Here is a 17,796-nt window from a genome sequence, read left to right as displayed (position 1 = left end):
GCATATCTCTGGTCCCGACGCCCCACCGACAGCGTAACAACCCCAAGATGCGTTTCCAAAACAGGACTGGTCATGATCAGGGATTTGATGTCGTCACGCCGCTTCGCGCCGCTGTTCTGGGCGCAATTCTTCTCGGCGCTCAATGACAACGTGCTCAAGAATGCACTCGTCATCATTCTGCTTTACAGCGCAGCGATCGGCCACGGCGATGCCCTGGTGACGGTCGCAGGCGCCGTCTTCATCTTCCCCTACTTCATCCTGTCAGGCCTAGGCGGCCAGCTCGCCGACAAGTACGTCAAATCCGTCGTCGCAAGGCGGCTCAAATTCGCCGAGATCTTCGCCGCCGGCTTTGCCGCCGCCGGCTTCTTCCTGCATTCGGTGCCGCTGCTGTTCGCAGCGCTTGCGTTGTTCGGCGTCATCGCCGCCCTGTTCGGCCCGGTGAAGTACGCCATGCTGCCGGACCAGCTCGAGCTCGGCGAGCTCGCGACCGGCAACGCGCTGGTCGAAGGCGCAACATTCATGGCCATCCTGCTCGGCACAGTCGCCGGCGGCCAGTTCGTGGCCGGCTCCGCGCATATGGGCTGGGTCGCCTCGGCCGTGGTCGTGCTGGCTGTGTTGTCCTGGGTGTTCGCGTCCCGCATTCCGCAGACGACGCCCTCCGCGCCCGATCTGCCCGTCGATGCCAATCCCTGGACCTCGACGCTGAGCCTGCTCAGGACGTTGCACGCCGATCACCGGCTGTGGGACGGCACCGTGATCGTCTCCTGGTTCTGGCTGGTCGGCGCCATCGTGCTGTCGCTGCTGCCGGCACTGATCAAGGAGGTGGTCGGCGGCACCGAGGGCGTGGTGACGCTGTGCCTTGCGATCTTCGCGATCGGCATCGCCATCGGCTCGCTGTTCGCCGCAAGCCTCAGCCACGTTCGTCCCAATCTCGCGCTGGTGCCGATCGGCGCCATCATCATGGGATGTGCCGGCCTCGATCTCGCCTGGGCCATCGGCGTGACCGCCAAGGGTCAGGACCTCACCGCGGCCGGTTTCGCGACCTCGTTCGCGGGCCTGCGCATGCTGGTCGACTTCGCCGCCTTCGCCTTCGGCGGCGGCCTGTTCGTCGTGCCGTCCTTCGCCGCCGTCCAGGCCTGGTCGGCGCCGTCCGAGCGCGCCCGCATCATCGCCGCCGGCAACGTGCTGCAGGCCGCCTTCATGGTGGTCGGCTCGCTGTTCGTCGCGCTGCTGCAGGCGGCCGGCCTCCATATCGGCTGGATCTACTTCGGCCTCGGCGTCGCCAGCTTCGGCGCGGTTTGGTTCGTGCTCACGAAGTGGGGCAAGGAAGGCGTGCGCGATTTCGGCGGGCTGCTTTTCCGTGCGCTGTTCCGCACCGAGGTCCGCGGTCTCGAAAACCTGCCGCCATCAGGCACGCGCATGCTGATCGCGCCGAACCATGTCAGCCTGATCGACGGCCCGCTGCTGCACGCCGTGCTGCCGATCGACGCGAGCTTCGCGGTAGATACCGGCATCGCCAAGGCCTGGTGGGCCAAGCCGTTCCTGCGCGTCGTCAAGCACTACACCATGGATCCGACCAAGCCGCTGGCCGCACGCGACCTGATCAAGCTCGTCGCCGCCGGCGAACCGGTGGTGATCTTCCCGGAAGGACGCATCACCGTCTCCGGCTCGCTGATGAAGGTCTATGACGGCACCGCGATGATCGCGGACAAGGCCGACGCCGTGGTCGTGCCGGTTCGCATCGAAGGCGCGCAGCGTTCATATCTCAGCTATCTCAACAGCAGCCAGATCAAGCGGTCGTGGTTTCCGCGCGTGACGGTCACCATCCTTCCACCGGTCAAGCTCCCGGTCGACGAAACGCTCAAGGGCAAGGCGCGCCGCAATGCCGCCGGCGCCGCACTGCAGGACGTCATGATCGACGCGCTCGTGAAGAACGCCATGCTCGATCACACGCTGTTCGAAGCACTCGGACACGCCTATCGCGACCGCGACACCGGCAAGGTCATCATCGAGGACGCGCTCGGCACCAGGCTGACCTATCGCAAGCTGATCCTCGGCGCTCAGGTCCTGAGCCGGAAGCTGGAGAGCGGAACCGCCGTCGGCGAGAATGTCGGCGTGCTGCTGCCGAACTCGGCGGGCGTCGCCGTCGTCTTCATGGCGCTGCAGAACATCGGCCGGGTGCCGGCGATGCTCAACTTCTCGGCCGGCCCGGTCAACGTGCTCGCCGCCATGAAGGCCGCGCGGGTCCAGACCGTGCTGACCTCGAAGGCCTTCATAGAAAAGGGCAAGCTCGACAAGCTGATGACCGCGATCTCCACCGAAGCCCGCGTCGTCTATCTCGAGGACGTCCGCGCCTCGATCGGGGCCGCCGACAAGATCAAGGGCCTGCTCGCCGGCACCGCGCCGCGCGTGTCCCGCCAGGCCAACGATCCGGCCGTCGTGCTGTTCACCTCGGGCTCGGAAGGCACGCCGAAGGGCGTCGTGCTGTCCCACCGCAACATCCTCGCCAACGCGGCGCAGGCGCTGGCGCGGGTTGACGCCAATGCCAATGACAAGGTGTTCAACGTGCTGCCTGTGTTCCACTCCTTCGGGTTGACCGGCGGAATGATGATGCCGATGCTGGCGGGCATCCCGATCTACATGTACCCTTCGCCGCTGCACTACCGGATCGTGCCCGAGCTGATCTACCAGACCGGCGCGACGATTCTGTTCGGCACCGACACGTTCCTCACCGGCTATGCCCGCTCGGCGCACCCTTACGATTTCCGGACTCTGCGCCTCGTGATCGCCGGCGCCGAGGCGGTCAAGGAACGCACGCGGCAGGTGTTCATGGAGCGCTACGGCATCCGCATTCTCGAAGGCTACGGCGTCACCGAGACGGCGCCGGTGCTGGCGATGAACACGCCGATGGCCAACCGTCCCGGCACCGTCGGCCGCCTGTCGCCACTGATGGAAAGCCGCCTCGATCCGGTCCCCGGCATCGAGGAAGGTGGACGCCTCTCGGTGCGCGGGCCGAACGTGATGCTCGGCTACTTGCGGGCGGAGAATCCCGGCGTGCTCGAAGTGCTGGCCGAGGGTTGGCACGACACCGGCGACATCGTGGCGATCGACGCCGCCGGCTTCATCACCATCAAGGGCCGTGCCAAGCGCTTTGCCAAGATCGCGGGCGAAATGGTCTCGCTCTCCGCGGTCGAGAGTATCGCAACCGCGCTATGGCCGCAGGCCGCGTCCGTCGCAGTGTCGATCCCGGACCAGCGCAAGGGCGAGCGCATCGTCTTGCTGACGACACAGAAGAACGCCGAGCGTGGCGCGATGCAGGCCCAGGCCAAGACGATCGGCGCGTCCGAGCTGACGGTGCCCGCGGCGATCATGGCGGTCGACAAGGTGCCGTTGCTGGGCACCGGCAAGACCGACTATGTCACCGCAACGGCGATGGCTCGCGAGCAGGCGTCGGCGCCGGAGCGTGAGGTGGCGTAAGAGATTCCGGGACGGACGGTGCGCGGGTCACGCCGCCGTCCGCCGCTCCTGCGCGTAGCGTACCAGCGCGGCAAAGCGATAAATGCCGTGCACGAACTTTCCGTAGGGCATGGTGATGAACAGCGCGAACACGGCGCCGAGATGCAGCGCGAGCAGCGGTCCCATCGCGCCGGTCTCGCGCAGGACCAGCAGCAGCATTCCGGTGAGGCCGGTCAGGAACAGCATGGCGATGAAGCCGACATCCATGCCGTAACGGCTCTCGTCAAGCAATGCCGGATCGCGGCGCATCTTGGCCGTGAACAGGCCGATCGGCCCGATGATCAGGCCGATGCCGCCGAGCGAGCCCAGCACCACGGGCAGGTCCCACCACGGATATGGCGCCTCGCGCCCGAGCAGATAGTGATAGAGCGTTGCCACCGATGTCGCGGCAAAGCAGAGCAGGAAGCCGTAGAAGGTCAGGTGGTGATAGAACTTGCGCCGGTCGGTGGGCTTGTCGTCCTCGTTGTAGCAGCCGACGCCGCCGCCATGGAGATAGCGCAGCTCGCCGGCGTCGCGGATCGCCTGAAGGATCGAGCCTCCGTCGGCACGGCCACCAATGGGTGCGCCGATGTCGCGCCAGAAGGCGCGCACGCTCATGACAAGGGCCAGGATCGCATAGAGGAAGGCGGCGCCGAACAACGCGGCCATGGTGTTGTGTGGCATCAGCTTGTAGAAGGCGCCTGGCCCGGTGTGCACGCCGAACAGCACGCTGCGGTCGTTCAGCGCGGCGAAGCCGAGGATGAAGGCGGCCATGCTGAGCGCGGCGATCATGCTGATGACGAGGCCATTGCGCGCGAACGCACCGGACAGGGCCTGCGGCCAGGCATAGGCCGCATAGGACTCCGCGCGCGCGACCGCCAGCGTCTTGGGGACGTTGACATTGAACTCGTGCGGCGGCGAGAACTGGCAGTCGACGTAGCAGGCGCCGCAGGAATGGCAGAGATTGGCGAGATAGTTGAGATCGCCGTCCGAGAAGGCGCGGCGCATTTCCATGGCCGGAAACACCGCGCACAGGCCTTCGCAGTAACGGCAGGAATTGCAGACCGTCATCAGACGGTCGGCTTCGTCGAGAATCCTAGTTCCGTGCATGTTTCGCCGCTTCCTGTCCCGCAATCCGCCCAAACACGCTGCCGATGGTCATGCCCATGCCCGCGGCATAGCCCTTGCCGAGCACGTTGCCGGCCATGATCTCGCCGGCCGCGAACATGTTGCCTGACGGCTTGCCGCCCTTCATCAGCATCCGCGCCTCCCTGTTCACACGCGTGCCGAGATAGGTGAAGGTGATGCCGGGCCGCACCGGATAGGCGAGATAAGGCGGCGTCTCGATCCGGCGCGCCCAGTGCGTCTTCTCCGGCGTGATGCCTTCGGTACTGCAGTCATCCAGGATGGTATGGTCGAAGGTGCCGGGCCGCACCGCGGCGTTGAACTCGGTGATGGTCTTCTCCAGCGCGGCCGGATCGAGCTCGAGCTTGCCGGCGAGCTCCGCCACGGTCTGTCCGGCGATCGGCGGAAACAGCGTCGGCATGAAGCTGGTGACGACAGTGGAATCGAAGATGATGTAGGCGATCTGGTCGGGCTGCGCGGCAACCAGCCGGCCCCAGATCGCATAGCGCTTCGGCCAGATGTCCTCGCCCTCGTCGTAGAAGCGCTGCGCGTGCTTGTTGACGACGATACCGAACACGACCGAGTCGTGCCGCGTGATGATGCCGCCGTCGAATTTCGGCGCGCGGGCGTCGATCGCGACCGCATGGCACTGGGTGGGATCGCCGACCTCCTGCACGCCCTTGTCGAGCAGCATCTTCAGGATCGAGCCGCGATTATAGGGCGTGCCGCGGATCAGGAAGTTGTCGGCGGCCTCGCCCCAATATTGCTTGAGCCATTCGATGTTGGCCTCGAAGCCGCCGGCGGCGGCGACCAGCGAGGTCGCGCGGATCTCGGTCTCGCCCTTGATCGGCCGCTTGAGGCGGGCAGCGAGGAACATGCCGTCCTCGATCACGAGGTCGGTGACCTCGGCATCGTATTCGACCTCCACACCGAGCCGTTCGGCGGTGAGATAGAGCGCGTTGAGCATCGCGCGGCCGCCGCCGAGGAAGAAGGAGTTGGTGCGGCCGAGGCTCAGCGTGCCGCCGAGCGAAGGCTGCCAGCGCACACCCTGCTCCACGATCCAGTTCAGGATGTCCTTGGATTCGCGGATCATGTGGCGCGCCAGCATCTCGTCGGTCTGTCCGCCGGTGACGCGCAGCAGATCCTCCCAGAACTCTTCTTCCGTGTAGGGACCGGTCAGGATTTCGGTCGCCGCGTCATGGGCGCAACGCATGTTACGGGTGTGGCGGGTGTTGCCGCCGCGATAGAATTTTGGCGCCCCCTCGAGCACCAGCACCGAGGCGCCGCCGCGCCTGGCGCTGATCGCCGCGCACAGCGCCGCATTGCCGCCGCCGATCACCAGCACGTCGTATTTGCTGCTCATGCCGTCTGCCTGATGCGACAAAGGTTGGAGACATTCTGCCAGCGGGCGGTCTCGATGGAGCCGATCCGGCCATTGCACACCTTTGTATACAAAGATATACAGAAGCCACGCAAGCGGCATCTCTGCATGGGCAGGATGCGCATCGAGGGATCATGGCCAGACGCCCGGCAAGGACAGGCGGATCGGTGTCGCGCGGCGCCGGCGTGGCGCTGGGAGAAGCCGTGTTCCGCTCGCTGTGCGAGGCGCTCCAGGCCGGCAGCTACCGCGCCGGCGACCGCCTGCGCGAGGAGGAAGTCGCCCAGCGGCTGAAGGTCAGCCGCACGCCGGTGCGGGAAGCGCTGGGCCGGCTCGCCGCGCGCGGCTTCGTCGAGCCCGCCGGCGGCCGCGGGCTGATCGTCCGCAACCTCGACATTTCCGAGGTGCTCGAGCTCTACGCCATGCGCGAGATCATGGAAGGCGCCGCCGCGCGCCTCGCCGCCGAGCACGCCTCAACGACGGAAATCGACGCGCTCCGAGACATCGAGCAGGCTTTTGTCGAGGCGCCGCAGACCGACGCCGCCGAGATGGCGCGGCTCAACCGCGCCTTCCACGAGGCGATCTGCCGCGCCGCGCGCAACCGCTATCTCGACAACGCTTCGCGGGAATTGCAGGACTGGATCGCCCTGCTCGGCCCGACCACCTTCACCGTATCGGGGCGCCCCTCGACCAGTCATAGCGAGCATCAGGCCATTATCGAGGCCATTGCCGCGCGCGATGGCGACAAGGCGGAAAAGCTGGCGCGCGCGCATATCCGGGAAGCGCTGCGCTGCCGGCTGAAATTGTTGCAGAAGCAATAGGCCGCCTACCGCCTCACCTTGCGCGCGGGACGCGCGTCTTCAGCCGAGGCCGGCAAGGCATTGTCAAGCAGTTCGGTCGGGCCGCCCAGCGTGCGCGTCAGGCGGATGGCAGCCTTCAGCAACAGAGACGTCATCGCCTTGATATTGTCCCGCGTGAAGCGCAGCTTCGGCCCCGAGAGCGACAAGGCGCCAACGCATTTTCCAGCGGGGCCGAACACCGGGCAGGCAAGTCCGGCGCAATCCGGATCACGCTCGCCAAAGGACACTGCGATGCAGCCCTCGCGAATCTCATCATAGCCCTCCCCCTTCTCACCGTCGAAGGCAAGGATAACCCGGCCCGCCGCGCCGCGATCGAGCGGGAGCAGCATGCCGGCCTCGACGCGGTCGAGCGTCGAATGCTGGGAATCGACGCGGAAGACGCAGAGCCTGCGCTTGGCATCATGCCGCACGTGATACGACGGACTTTCCGTGCCATCAGCCACGAGCTGCCGCAACAGCGGCACCACCCGATCATGCAGATTGTTGCTGCGCTGGTAGACCGCACCGAGCCGGAACGGCGTCGGGCCGAGATGATAGCGACCGTCGGCGAACTGCACGAGATAGCCGAATTCCTGAAGCGACGTCATCAGCCGCAACAGCGTGCTCTTGTACATTTTGGTGCGTCGGGCGAGCTCGGCCAGAGTCATCGGCTCCGGCGCATCCTCGAAGGCCGCAAGGATGCTCAGGGCGCGGTCGACGGCGGCGACACCGGACGAAGGCATGCGGTCTCCTAGTCAGGGAATCCGGAGGGATCGATCAGCTTTGCGATGACGGGAAAATACGCATCGCCCATGCCCTTGTCGATCGTCTCCCTGAAGATCGTGCGCATCAGCGCCGCGCCGCGCAGATTTAGCCCGGCCTGCGCACCCAGCTCCAGCGCGTAAGAGAGATCCTTCATTGCATACTCGGTCGAGAAGGCGCGCAGCGGAAACTCCCTGGCGACGATTGCCTTCATGCCATGGTTACGCAGGGCAAAACTGTCCGCCGACCCCTTGGACAGGGTCTCCAGCAGCAGCTTCGGCTCGACGCCGCTGTGTTTGGCGATCGCGACCGCCTCCGCCAGCGCATTGACGGTCTCGAACAGCACCATGTTGTTGAGGATCTTCGTGACCTGCCCGGCCCCGGTGTCGCCACAGAGGGTGACGTCCGTGGCGAAATGCCGGATCAGCGGCTCGACCTTCGCGAACTGCTCGACTGTCGCGCCAACCATGACGCTGAGCGTGCCGTCCTGCGCAGCCTGACGCGTGCGCGCGATCGGCGCGTCGATCCAGAGCGCGCCCTTGTCAGCGAGTTGCTTCACGAACGACCGCGTCAGGCCGACATCGGAGGTGCCGAGATCGACCACGGTCTGGCCGCTTCCGATGGCCGGCAGGATGCCTTCGAAGACCGACATCACATGCTTGGCACTGGGCAGGCACAGGAAGATCGTCTCGGTGCCGCCGACGACATCCTTGACCGATCTCGCCGCGGTCCCTCCATCCGCAACGATCCGCGCCAGCGGCTCGGCAGCGAGGTCGAACGCCAGCACCGGCCGTCCGCTCTTGCGCAAGAGGTTGCGGCAGATCGGCTCGCCCATGACACCGAGACCGATGAACCCAATCGAACCAGACATTCCGTTACTCTCCCTCGAAAATCCCATGACCGGGCGGGTGCAGGCCCGCCCGGTCGACGCATTCATTTCACCAGCGGACAGCCACCTTCGCTCATCGGCCGGAACACCTCTTCGCCCGGCTTGGAGCTGACGATCCGATAATAGTCGAACTTGTACCTGGACTCCTCCGGCTTCTTCACCTGAACCAGATACATCGTGTGCAGCACGCGCCCGTCGGGACGGATCGTGACGTCCTTGTTGTACATATCGTTGACTTTCATCTCGTGCATCTTGGCGGCAACGGCCGTCGCATCCGTCGTGCCCGCCGCCTTCACCGCGGCAAGGTAGTGGTGGACGCCGCTATAGACCCCGGCCTGCACCATGCTCGCGACCTTGCCGTCCATCAGCGCGGCGTAGCGCTTCGACCAGGCCCGCGTTTGCTCGTTGAGGTCCCAGTAGAACGAAGTCGTCACCTGCAAGCCCTGGGTGACCTTCAGGCCGAGAGAATTCACGTCCGTGATGAAGACGAGAAGACCGGCGAGCTTCTGACCGCCTTCGACGATGCCGAACTCGCCCGCCTGCTTGATCGCGGTCTGCACGTCCGCGCCCGACGTCGCCAACCCGACGACGTCGGCCTTGGAGCCCTGCGCCTGCAACAGGAACGACGCGAAATCGGCGGTGCCGAGCGGATGGGCGGCCGAGCCGATCACCTTGCCGCCGGCGGCCTCGATGAACTTGGTCGCGTCGCGCTGAAGTGCGTGGCCGAAGGCATAGTCGGCCGTCACGAAGTACCAGGTCTTGCCGCCGGCCCGCGTGATCGCGTCGCTGGTGAGCTTCGACAGCGCGTAAGTGTCGTAGTTGAAGTGGAAGCTGACCGGCGAGCACGACTTGCCGGTGAAGTCGGACGAGCCGGGGCCCGAGATGACGAAGATCTTGTTCTTCTGCTTGGCGACTTCGAGGATGGCAAAGCCGGCCGAAGAGGCCGCACCGTCCGCAATCATGTCGACGCCTTCGTTGTCGAACCATTTGCGCGCGGTGGCCGATGCGATATCCGGCTTGTTCTGGTGGTCGGCCGAAATGATCTCGATCTTCTTGCCGAGCAGTTCGTTGCCGAAGTCTTCCGCGGCGAGCTTTGCGGCGGCAACCGAGCCTCGCCCGCCATTGTCGGCGAACACGCCGGACTGGTCGTTGAGCACGCCGATCCTGATCACATTGTCGGCTGCAAGCGCGGTGCTCGCTTGTGCGGCCAGAATTGCCGCCATGATCCAACGCAACTTCATAAGATACGCCTCCCGTTTACGAATTTTGCTTGTTGAGGATGTCTTGCAGCACCGGCGCGATGTAGCGCCGGAACTGTTCCGGGTTCTCACTCATTGGAAAATGACCGAGCCGCTCCATGACCGTGGCCTTGGCGTCGGGAATGCCGGTCGCTGTCCGCAGCGTGTCCTCCGGCATGCAGGAGAAATCGTACTCGCCGGTGAGGAGATAGAGCGGACACTGGTTGACGTCGATGTTACAGGTGCGCCCGCGCAGATCGCCATCGACGCGATAGAAATAGAGATCGCCCTTGAAGATGCCGGGGCCGCCCTGCTTGTAGCCCCACAGCGTCTCGTTGCGCGAAGCTTCCGGGCCGTTCGGCGCGATCAGCCCGGACACCAGGGCGGCGCAGACCTCACCGCCATGAACGTCGGGCCGGTTCAGCCAGGCCGTGTCGTACCAGGGCTGCTGGAAGTCCGCAGCCTCGAGGCCGATCAAGGCGCGGAATTCGCGCGCATGCTCGATGGCGAGATTGAGCACGATACGGCCGCCGATCGAGCAGCCCATCACCACCGGGCGCTCCAGCTTCAGCGCGTTGCAGAACGCGCGGATGGTCGCGGTATAGCTTGCGGTGGTCAGCCGATATTCGGTGCCGTATTGGCTGTCCGGCGGATTGGACTTGCCGTGCCAGGGCATGTCGAAGGCGATGACGCGGAAATGCCTGGTGAACTCGTCATCCACGAGCAGATGTCGCCATTGCCGCGCATCGGAGCCGGCGGTGTGGAGGCAGACCAGTGGAATGCCGCTGCCGTTTTCCTCGAAGTAGATGCGGTTGATCTCTCCATTGACTTCGACATGGACATAGCGCCCGACGATCGGCTCGATGAATCCGTTCATGGCGCACCTCCAAATCCGTTCTGTCGCGGCAGCGCCAAGAGATCCTTGAAGTACTGAAGATGCGTCATGAAGGGATGCAGATCGCCTTCTAGCGTCGCATGGCCGCGCTTATTGATCGCCAGCAGATCGTGCCAGCCCGCCGGCGGCATCCGCTGCCAGTAAGCGGCGAACGCGGCGGGTGTTGCGCGATAGGAAAAACGCCAGGAGCGCATCAGCACTGGAGCCGGCGTCATATCCACGATCCGCCCGGCGCGGATGGCAACGTGAAATGGCTGCGTGCTCGGCCCAAGCAGGCAGTCGACGTCGAGCCAACGTCCGCGGGCGGTCAGAGTGGCATCCCGTGCCAGCAAGTCGGGGATTGCCTCGAAGGCCGTGATGACGGCGCCGGGCGTGAACGACACCGGCGGGCCACCGCCTTGATGGACGCGTTCGGATTCCATCGGTCCGTTCCTCCCTTATCCATCGTTCTGCTAGACAGAACGTTATTCTATTTCATCTCCACTTCTATACAGGGCTTGTGAGCGAACTCAAGTGCATGGGGCCGCATGCGGTGCCGCGGGGAGGCCGCCCGTTCAGGGGTGAAGTTCTGTCTCGCCGCCGGCGCGCCCCGAAATCAAGCTTCGAGGACGCGCGCGAGCAGCCAATAGCCGCCGAGCAGGCCGATCACTGCGGACACTGCATAGACCAGCCCCGCCGCCCTCACCGGCTCGGACCGATCCTCAGCACTCAGTCGATCGGCCAGGCGGAGGATCGGCAGCGCGACTGCGACAATCGCGACCTGTCCGATCTCAACGCCGATGTTGAAGGCGGCCAGCGCCGGCACCGCTGCGTTGGGTGGCAGCCCGATCTCGCGAAGCGCACCGGCGAAACCGAAACCGTGGATCAGTCCGAACAGAAAGGCCATGCGCCAGCGCTTGTCGACATCGCGCGAGAAGAAGTTCTCCACGGCCACGAAGACGATCGAGGCCGCGATCGCGGGCTCCACAAGGCTGCTCGGGATGACGAGGACATCAAGCGCGGCCAGCGACAAGGTGATCGAATGGGCGATGGTGAAGGCCGTCACGATCTTGACGACCGGAATGAGCCGTCTCGCCCACAGCACCACGGCAATCAGGAATGCGACGTGGTCGTAGCCGAGGAAGATGTGCTCGATACCGGTGAGGAGATAGCGCTGCATCGTCGACCACAGCGGCGGCGGCGCGGTCGAGAGCGTGACCGTCGTGTTGCCGGCGTCGAGCAAGGCCTGCGCCTCCGATCTGCCCTGCGCGATCAGCACGACCTGTCGCGCGGCCGGGTCTTTCTCGGTCAGCACGGTCGAGCGATAGATGAGGTCGCCGGGGGCGTCGGCGCAGGCAAAGCTGTTGCGATAGATGATGCCGTCGCCGTCCGCCAGGATCGCTGCATCTCCGGCCGAACAGGCCCTGCCGCCGCCAGTTACGGCCAGGTGCGTGCTCATATAGACGAGGATGGCGGATCTGGCAGCATCCACCGCCACAGGATCGACCGCGTCCTGTCTCGCGTCGTAGGTCCTCGTGCCGATCAGGCGATCGACATCGCTGCCCTTCAATCCGATCTCGACGCTCACCGTGCGATCGGCGCTCAGCGCCACGCGCGCCGTGACGAGGTTGACCTGATGCGCCTCGGCCGGGAGAGCGATGCCGAGCAGCGCCGCGAGCCACAGCAGCCGCGGCCACCTCACGATCCCGCTCCGCTGCCGTCAAGCCAGCACATCCGCCACGACCGCCTTCAGCACATCCCTGACGTCGCCGGGCTTGAGCCGCACCTGCAGGCCGCGCTGGCCACCATTGAGATAGACCAGCTCGTGCGCGAGCGCGCTCTGCTCGATCACGGTACGTACCGGCTTGCGCTGCCCGAACGGGCTGATGCCGCCGACCTTGTAGCCGGTGACGCGCTCGGCCTCGGGCGGCTTCATCATCTGCGCCGACTTGCCGCTTGTCGCAGCGGCAAGCTTCTTCATCGAGACCTCCTGGTCGGACGGCACGATCACGCAGACCGGCTTGCCATCCACCAGCGCCATCAGCGTCTTCAACACGCGTGCCGGATCCTCGCCAAGCGCGGCAGCCGCCTGAAGGCCGATGCTCTCGGCGTCGGGATCGTAGTCGTAAGCATGGACGGTGAAGGCAACACCGGCGGCCGTGAGCGTGCGTGTAGCGGGCGTGACTTTGGACATGGGCCACGTTTACCACCGTCATTGCGATGAGCGAAGCCATGGCGATGGAATCCACACCCGCGCCACAAACCCGGTGTCGTCCCGGCGAACGTCGGGACCCATCACCCCAAGGAGGAATTTGGCGAAGACTCGTGGTCCGGGACTGCGACCGTCCCCACTCGAGTGAATCACGCGGTATGGGTCCCGGCGTTCGCCGGGACGACACCGAGAGCTTGGCCACTTCGTGACGTCGAAAAACCGCGGAGTGCGCCAGCCCTACTCCGCCGCGTCCCGCATCTCCGCGCGCTCGGCGCGCACCGCGCAGAACTTGAATTCGGGAATCTTGCCGAACGGGTCCAGCGCCGGGTTGGTCAACAGGTTCGCCGCCGCTTCCGCGTAGCAGAATGGCATGAACACCATGTTCTCCGGCACGTCGCGGTCGGAGCGGACCTTGACCTCGACGGCGCCGCGCCGTGTCTCCAGCCGAATGAAATCGCCCGGCGCGAGCTGCTTCCTGCGCATGTCCTTCGGTGACATGAAGGCGACCGCCTCCGGCTCGATCTGGTCGAGCACCTGCGCGCGGCGCGTCATCGAGCCGGTGTGCCAGTGCTCCAGCACGCGGCCCGTCGAGAGCACCATCGGGTATTCGGCGTCCGGCAACTCGTCCGGCGGGATCACCTTGGCCGGCACGATCTTGCCGCGGCCGCTCGCGGTCGGGAAGCCCGTGGTGAAGATGATCTCGTTGCCGGGCTGGTCCGGACCGTCGACCGGATAGGTCACCGCGCCTTCACGCAGCAGCCGCTCCCAGGTGATGTTCTTCAGCGAGGGCATCAGCTGTGCCATCTCGGTGAAGACGTCGCCGGGGCCGGCATAATTCCACGGCAGGCCCATCCGCTTGCCGATCTCCTGGATGATCCAGAGATCCTGCCGCGCATCGCCGGGCGGCTTGATCACCTGACGTGCGAGCTGCACGCGGCGGTCGGTGTTGGTGAACGAGCCCTCCTTCTCGGCGAAGGCCGAGGCCGGCAGGATGACGTCGGCGTGGAACGCCGTCTCGGTGACGAAGAGATCCTGCACCACGAGATGATCAAGCATGACCAGCGCCTGGCGGGCATGCTGGAGGTCGGGATCGGACATCGCGGGGTTCTCGCCCTCGATATACATGCCCTTGATCTCGCCGGCATGGATCGCGTTCATGATCTCGACCACGGTCAGGCCGCGGACGGGATCGAGATCCTGCTGCCAGAGCTTTTCGAAAGCGCCGCGCATGTCGTCGCGCCCGACCGGCTGATAGTCCGGCAGGAACATCGGAATCAGCCCGGCGTCGGAGGCACCCTGCACGTTGTTCTGGCCGCGCAGCGGATGCAGACCGGTTCCGGGACGGCCGACCTGGCCGGTGATCAGCGCCAGCGCAATCAGGCAGCGCGCATTGTCGGTGCCGTGGACATGCTGGCTGATGCCCATGCCCCAGAAGATGATCGACGACTTCGCCCGGGCATAGGTCCGCGCCACCTCGCGCAGCGTCTGCGCCGGGACGCCGCAGATCGGCTCCATCTTCTCCGGCGTGAACTCCTTGATCTTCTCCTTGAGGTCCTCGAACCCCTCGGTGTAGCCGGCGATGTACTGGTCGTCGGTGAGGCCCTCGGTGATGATCGTGTTGATCATCGCGTTCAGCATGGCGACGTCCGAGCCGGGCTTGAACTGCAGATGCTTGGTCGCATGACGCGACAGCGTCTGCCGGCGCGGATCCATCACGAACAGCTTGGCGCCGTTCTGCTTGACCGCGTTCTTGATGAAAGTCGCGGCGACCGGATGGTTCACGGTCGGGTTGGCGCCGATCACCCAGATCACTTCGGCATCCATCGCGGCGGAGAACGGCGCGGACACCGCGCCCGAGCTCAAGCCTTCGAACAGCGCTGCCACCGACGATGCGTGGCACAGGCGGGTGCAATGGTCGACGTTGTTCGAACCGAAACCGGTGCGCACCAGCTTCTGGAACAGATAGGCCTCTTCGTTCGAACCCTTGGCCGAACCGAAGCCGGCCAGCGCCTTCACGCCCTTCTCGTCGCGGATCTTGACGAGCCCCCTGGCCGCGATGTCGAGCGCTTCCTCCCAGCTCGCCTCGCGGAAATGGGTGAACGGATTGGCCGGATCGACCTGGTCGTTGGCGTCCTTCTTCGCATTCGGCAGCCGCACCAGCGGCTTGGTCAGGCGATGCGGATGATGGATGTAGTCGAAGCCGAAGCGGCCCTTCACACAAAGACGATTGTGATTGGCGGGGCCGTCGCGGCCTTCCGCATAGATCACCTTCTCGTCCTTGACCTCGTAGGTCACCTGACAGCCGACGCCGCAGAACGGGCAGAGCGAGTCGACCTTCCTGTCGGCATAGGTCACACGGGTCTGCTTCTCGTCCAGCATCACGGCCGGCATCAAGGCGCCGGTCGGACAGGCCTGCACGCATTCGCCGCAGGCGACGCAGGTGGACTCGCCCATGGGATCGTCGAAGTCGAACACGATCTTGGCGCCGTGATTGCGGTAGGCCATGCCGATGACGTCATTGACCTGGACCTCGCGACAGGCGCGCACGCAGAGGCCGCACTGGATGCAGGCATCGAGATTGACGCGCATCGCCGGATGGCTGGCGTCGGTCGCCCAGCGCTCGGCGGCGGGGAAGCGGCTCTCGGTGACGCCCGTCGTCTCGGCCCAGTGCCAGAATTTCGAATCCGGATCGTGCGAGGTCTCGCGCGCCGGCTGGTCGGCGACGAGCAGCTCCATCACCATCTTTTGCGCCGACACCGCGCGCGCGGACTCGGTCTTCACCTTCATGCCGACCGACGGGGTGCGCTTGCAGGACGCCGCCAAGACGCGCTCGCCCTCGATCTCGACCATGCAGGCGCGGCAATTGCCGTCGGGGCGATAATCCGGTGCCGGCGAATAGCACAGATGCGGAATCTCGCGGCCCTGGCGCTTTGCCACCTGCCAGATCGTTTCGCCGGGATTGGCCTCGACCTGCTTGCCGTCGAGCTCGAACGTAATCTTCGTCATTCGGCCGCTTCCTTGAACTCGTCAGGGAAATATTTGATCACGGAGGACAGCGGATTCGATGCCGCCTGTCCGAGCCCGCAGATGGAGGCATCGCGCATCGCCTGGCTCAATTCTTCGAGCAAGGCACGGTTCCAGACCGGCTTTTGCATCAGCAGCGCTGCCTTCTGGGTTCCGACCCGGCACGGCGTGCACTGGCCGCAGCTCTCGTCCTCGAAGAACTTCATCAGGTTCAGCGCCGCCGCACGCACGCTGTCCTTTTGCGACAGGATCACGATCGCGGCCGATCCGATGAAGCAGCCGTATTTCTCCAGCGTGCCGAAATCGAGCGGGATGTCGTCCATCGACGCCGGCAGAATGCCGCCGGACGCGCCACCCGGAAGATAGGCGTAGAACTGATGGCCATCGGCCATGCCGCCGCAATATTCCTCGATCAGCTCACGCACGGTGATGCCGGCGGGCGCGAGCTTCATGCCGGGATTCTTCACGCGCCCGGAGACCGAGAAGCTGCGCAGACCGTGACGCTCGTGGCGGCCATGGCCCTTCCACCAGTCGGCGCCCTTCTCGACGATGTCGCGCACCCACCACAGCGTCTCGATGTTGTTGATCAGGGTCGGCAGGCCGAACAGGCCGACCTGGAACGGATAAGGCGGCTTGTGCCGGGGCAGGCCGCGCTTGCCCTCGATGCTCTCCAGCAGCGAGGATTCCTCGCCGCAGATGTAGGCGCCGGCGCCGCGCCGCATGTGCAGGGTCGGGCCGCCCGGCGGCAGCTTTGCAATCTCGCGCTGGAGGATCTCGCGCGCGGCCGGATATTCGTCGCGCAGATAGATGTAGACGTCGGAGGCCTGGACCACCTGCGCGCCGATCAGCATGCCCTCGATGAAACGATGCGGATCGGTTTCCAGATAGTAGCGGTCCTTGAACGTGCCGGGCTCGCCCTCGTCGCCATTGATCGCCATCAGCCGCGGGCCGGGCTCTCCCAGCACCGCGCGCCATTTGCGCCCCGTCGGGAAGCCGGCACCGCCGAGGCCGCGCAGCGAGGCGTCGTCGAGCGCCTTCAGAAGATCGTCCTTCGGCAACTCGCCCGAGCGCACACGGCCCAGCAGCCTGTAGCCGCCGCCGGCGACATAGGCGTCGTAGTCGACATATCCGGGCAGATGCGCGTGAGTGTCGCCTGCTTTTGCCGCCGCCATCACATTGGCTACGGTGGCGTGATCGACGAAGTTGTGACCGACCTCGGCGGCGGGTGCGGTATCGCAGCGGCCGACACAGGGCGCGCGTACGACGCGGATGCCCGGTCCAGCTTTGCTTTGCAGGTCTTCCAGCAGCTTCTCACCGCCGAGCATCGCGCAAGTGAGGGAGTCGCAGACGCGGATGGTGAGCGGCGCAATATCCTGCTCGCCCTCCTTCACCACGTCGAAATGGGCGTAGAAGGTCGCGGTCTCGAACACCTCGGCGAAGGAGAGCTTCATCTCGTCGGCGAGGGCTGCCAGATGCGCGGCCGAGATCTGGCGATATTTGTCCTGGATCAGGTGCAGATATTCGATGAGCAGGTCGCGCCGCCGTGGACGGTCGCCGAGCAGCAACTCAATTTCATGCGCAGCGGCCGGATCCACCTGGCGTCCCTTCGGGGTCGCCTTGGCGCGCCGGCGTCCCTCTCCGGGATGCTCGAAGGAGCGGACCTTGTGCACGTCGTCATGGCTCATCGATTCGTCCCGATCTCGTCCTTTAGAACTGCTCCAGTTCTAGCTTCTGGCATGCCATATGCCAAGAAAATTATCACGCTCACGGAAGCAGTTAAGCGCGCAGCCCAAGGGCAACCCTGCATCGCTGTCCGGACGTGGCCTTGCGTTCGTCCAACGCGCCAACTCACAGAACGAAGCCTGAATTGGTCTGGAGATCAATAAAGGCTTCCTATGCTGCGATAGCGAAATCGCATCGAGCGCCCGCTCCGAGGCTACAGGTGACCCTCCATGCCCAG

Annotated in this window: 13 protein-coding genes; 2 read left to right on the top strand and 11 right to left on the bottom strand. The window is 65.3% G+C overall.

From position 1 onward, the window contains the following. Positions 1-72 precede the first annotated feature (72 nt). Positions 73-3,477, top strand: a complete 3,405-nt coding sequence (locus tag ABIA42_RS03335) for an acyl-[ACP]--phospholipid O-acyltransferase (protein ID WP_370115528.1) — start codon at positions 73-75, stop codon at positions 3,475-3,477. A 27-nt stretch (positions 3,478-3,504) separates the two neighbouring features. Here the strand turns inward: ABIA42_RS03335 and tcuB are convergent, their stop codons facing one another. Then, positions 3,505-4,605, bottom strand: coding sequence for a tricarballylate utilization 4Fe-4S protein TcuB (gene tcuB / locus ABIA42_RS03330; protein ID WP_370115530.1), 1,101 nt, complete (start codon positions 4,603-4,605; stop codon positions 3,505-3,507). Beyond that, positions 4,592-5,983 (bottom strand): FAD-dependent tricarballylate dehydrogenase TcuA, encoded by a 1,392-nt coding sequence (gene tcuA / locus ABIA42_RS03325; protein WP_370115532.1) that lies wholly within the window; start codon positions 5,981-5,983, stop codon positions 4,592-4,594. Before tcuA ends, tcuB begins: the two co-directional genes overlap by 14 nt. Before the next feature lie 152 nt (positions 5,984-6,135). Between tcuA and ABIA42_RS03320 the strand changes: the two genes are divergently transcribed. Then, entirely contained in the window at positions 6,136-6,819 is a 684-nt protein-coding gene (locus tag ABIA42_RS03320) for a GntR family transcriptional regulator (RefSeq protein ID WP_271526816.1), read from the top strand. 5 nt (positions 6,820-6,824) lie between these two features. On the opposite strand, the gene ABIA42_RS03315 is transcribed toward ABIA42_RS03320, so the two are convergent. The 9 genes from ABIA42_RS03315 to ABIA42_RS03275 form a co-directional block, all read right to left on the bottom strand. Then, positions 6,825-7,580, bottom strand: coding sequence for an IclR family transcriptional regulator (locus ABIA42_RS03315; protein ID WP_271526817.1), 756 nt, complete (start codon positions 7,578-7,580; stop codon positions 6,825-6,827). Positions 7,581-7,588: 8 nt separating this feature from the next. Continuing rightward, the gene (locus tag ABIA42_RS03310) at positions 7,589-8,470 is read right to left on the bottom strand and encodes an NAD(P)-dependent oxidoreductase (RefSeq protein ID WP_370115535.1); all 882 of its coding nucleotides are present in this window, start codon (positions 8,468-8,470) and stop codon (positions 7,589-7,591) included. A 62-nt stretch (positions 8,471-8,532) separates the two neighbouring features. Next, positions 8,533-9,729 carry an ABC transporter substrate-binding protein gene (locus ABIA42_RS03305; RefSeq protein WP_370115537.1) on the bottom strand — a complete coding sequence of 399 codons (1,197 nt, stop codon included), beginning with the start codon at positions 9,727-9,729 and terminating at the stop codon, positions 8,533-8,535. A gap of 16 nt (positions 9,730-9,745) precedes the next feature. Next, the gene (locus ABIA42_RS03300; RefSeq protein ID WP_370115539.1) at positions 9,746-10,603 is read right to left on the bottom strand and encodes an alpha/beta fold hydrolase; all 858 of its coding nucleotides are present in this window, start codon (positions 10,601-10,603) and stop codon (positions 9,746-9,748) included. Then, entirely contained in the window at positions 10,600-11,043 is a 444-nt protein-coding gene (locus ABIA42_RS03295) for a hypothetical protein (RefSeq protein WP_370115541.1), read from the bottom strand. Before ABIA42_RS03295 ends, ABIA42_RS03300 begins: the two co-directional genes overlap by 4 nt. A 173-nt stretch (positions 11,044-11,216) precedes the next feature. Beyond that, complete coding sequence (locus ABIA42_RS03290) at positions 11,217-12,302, bottom strand: HupE/UreJ family protein (RefSeq protein WP_370115543.1); 1,086 nt, start codon at positions 12,300-12,302, stop codon at positions 11,217-11,219. Between the two features lie 18 nt (positions 12,303-12,320). Beyond that, the gene (gene ybaK, locus ABIA42_RS03285; protein WP_271526823.1) at positions 12,321-12,794 is read right to left on the bottom strand and encodes a Cys-tRNA(Pro) deacylase; all 474 of its coding nucleotides are present in this window, start codon (positions 12,792-12,794) and stop codon (positions 12,321-12,323) included. Positions 12,795-13,049: 255 nt separating this feature from the next. Then, positions 13,050-15,818 (bottom strand): formate dehydrogenase subunit alpha, encoded by a 2,769-nt coding sequence (fdhF, locus tag ABIA42_RS03280; protein WP_370115545.1) that lies wholly within the window; start codon positions 15,816-15,818, stop codon positions 13,050-13,052. After that, entirely contained in the window at positions 15,815-17,521 is a 1,707-nt protein-coding gene (locus ABIA42_RS03275; RefSeq protein WP_271526825.1) for an NADH-ubiquinone oxidoreductase-F iron-sulfur binding region domain-containing protein, read from the bottom strand. Before ABIA42_RS03275 ends, fdhF begins: the two co-directional genes overlap by 4 nt. Between the last annotated feature and the right edge of the window lie 275 nt (positions 17,522-17,796).

The sequence above is a fragment of the Bradyrhizobium sp. USDA 327 genome (genome assembly GCF_041262065.1).
Classification (GTDB): Bacteria; Pseudomonadota; Alphaproteobacteria; order Rhizobiales; family Xanthobacteraceae; genus Bradyrhizobium; species Bradyrhizobium liaoningense.
The sequence above is the reverse complement of the archived record's forward strand: the minus strand, read 5'-3'. Positions and strand labels throughout refer to the sequence as shown.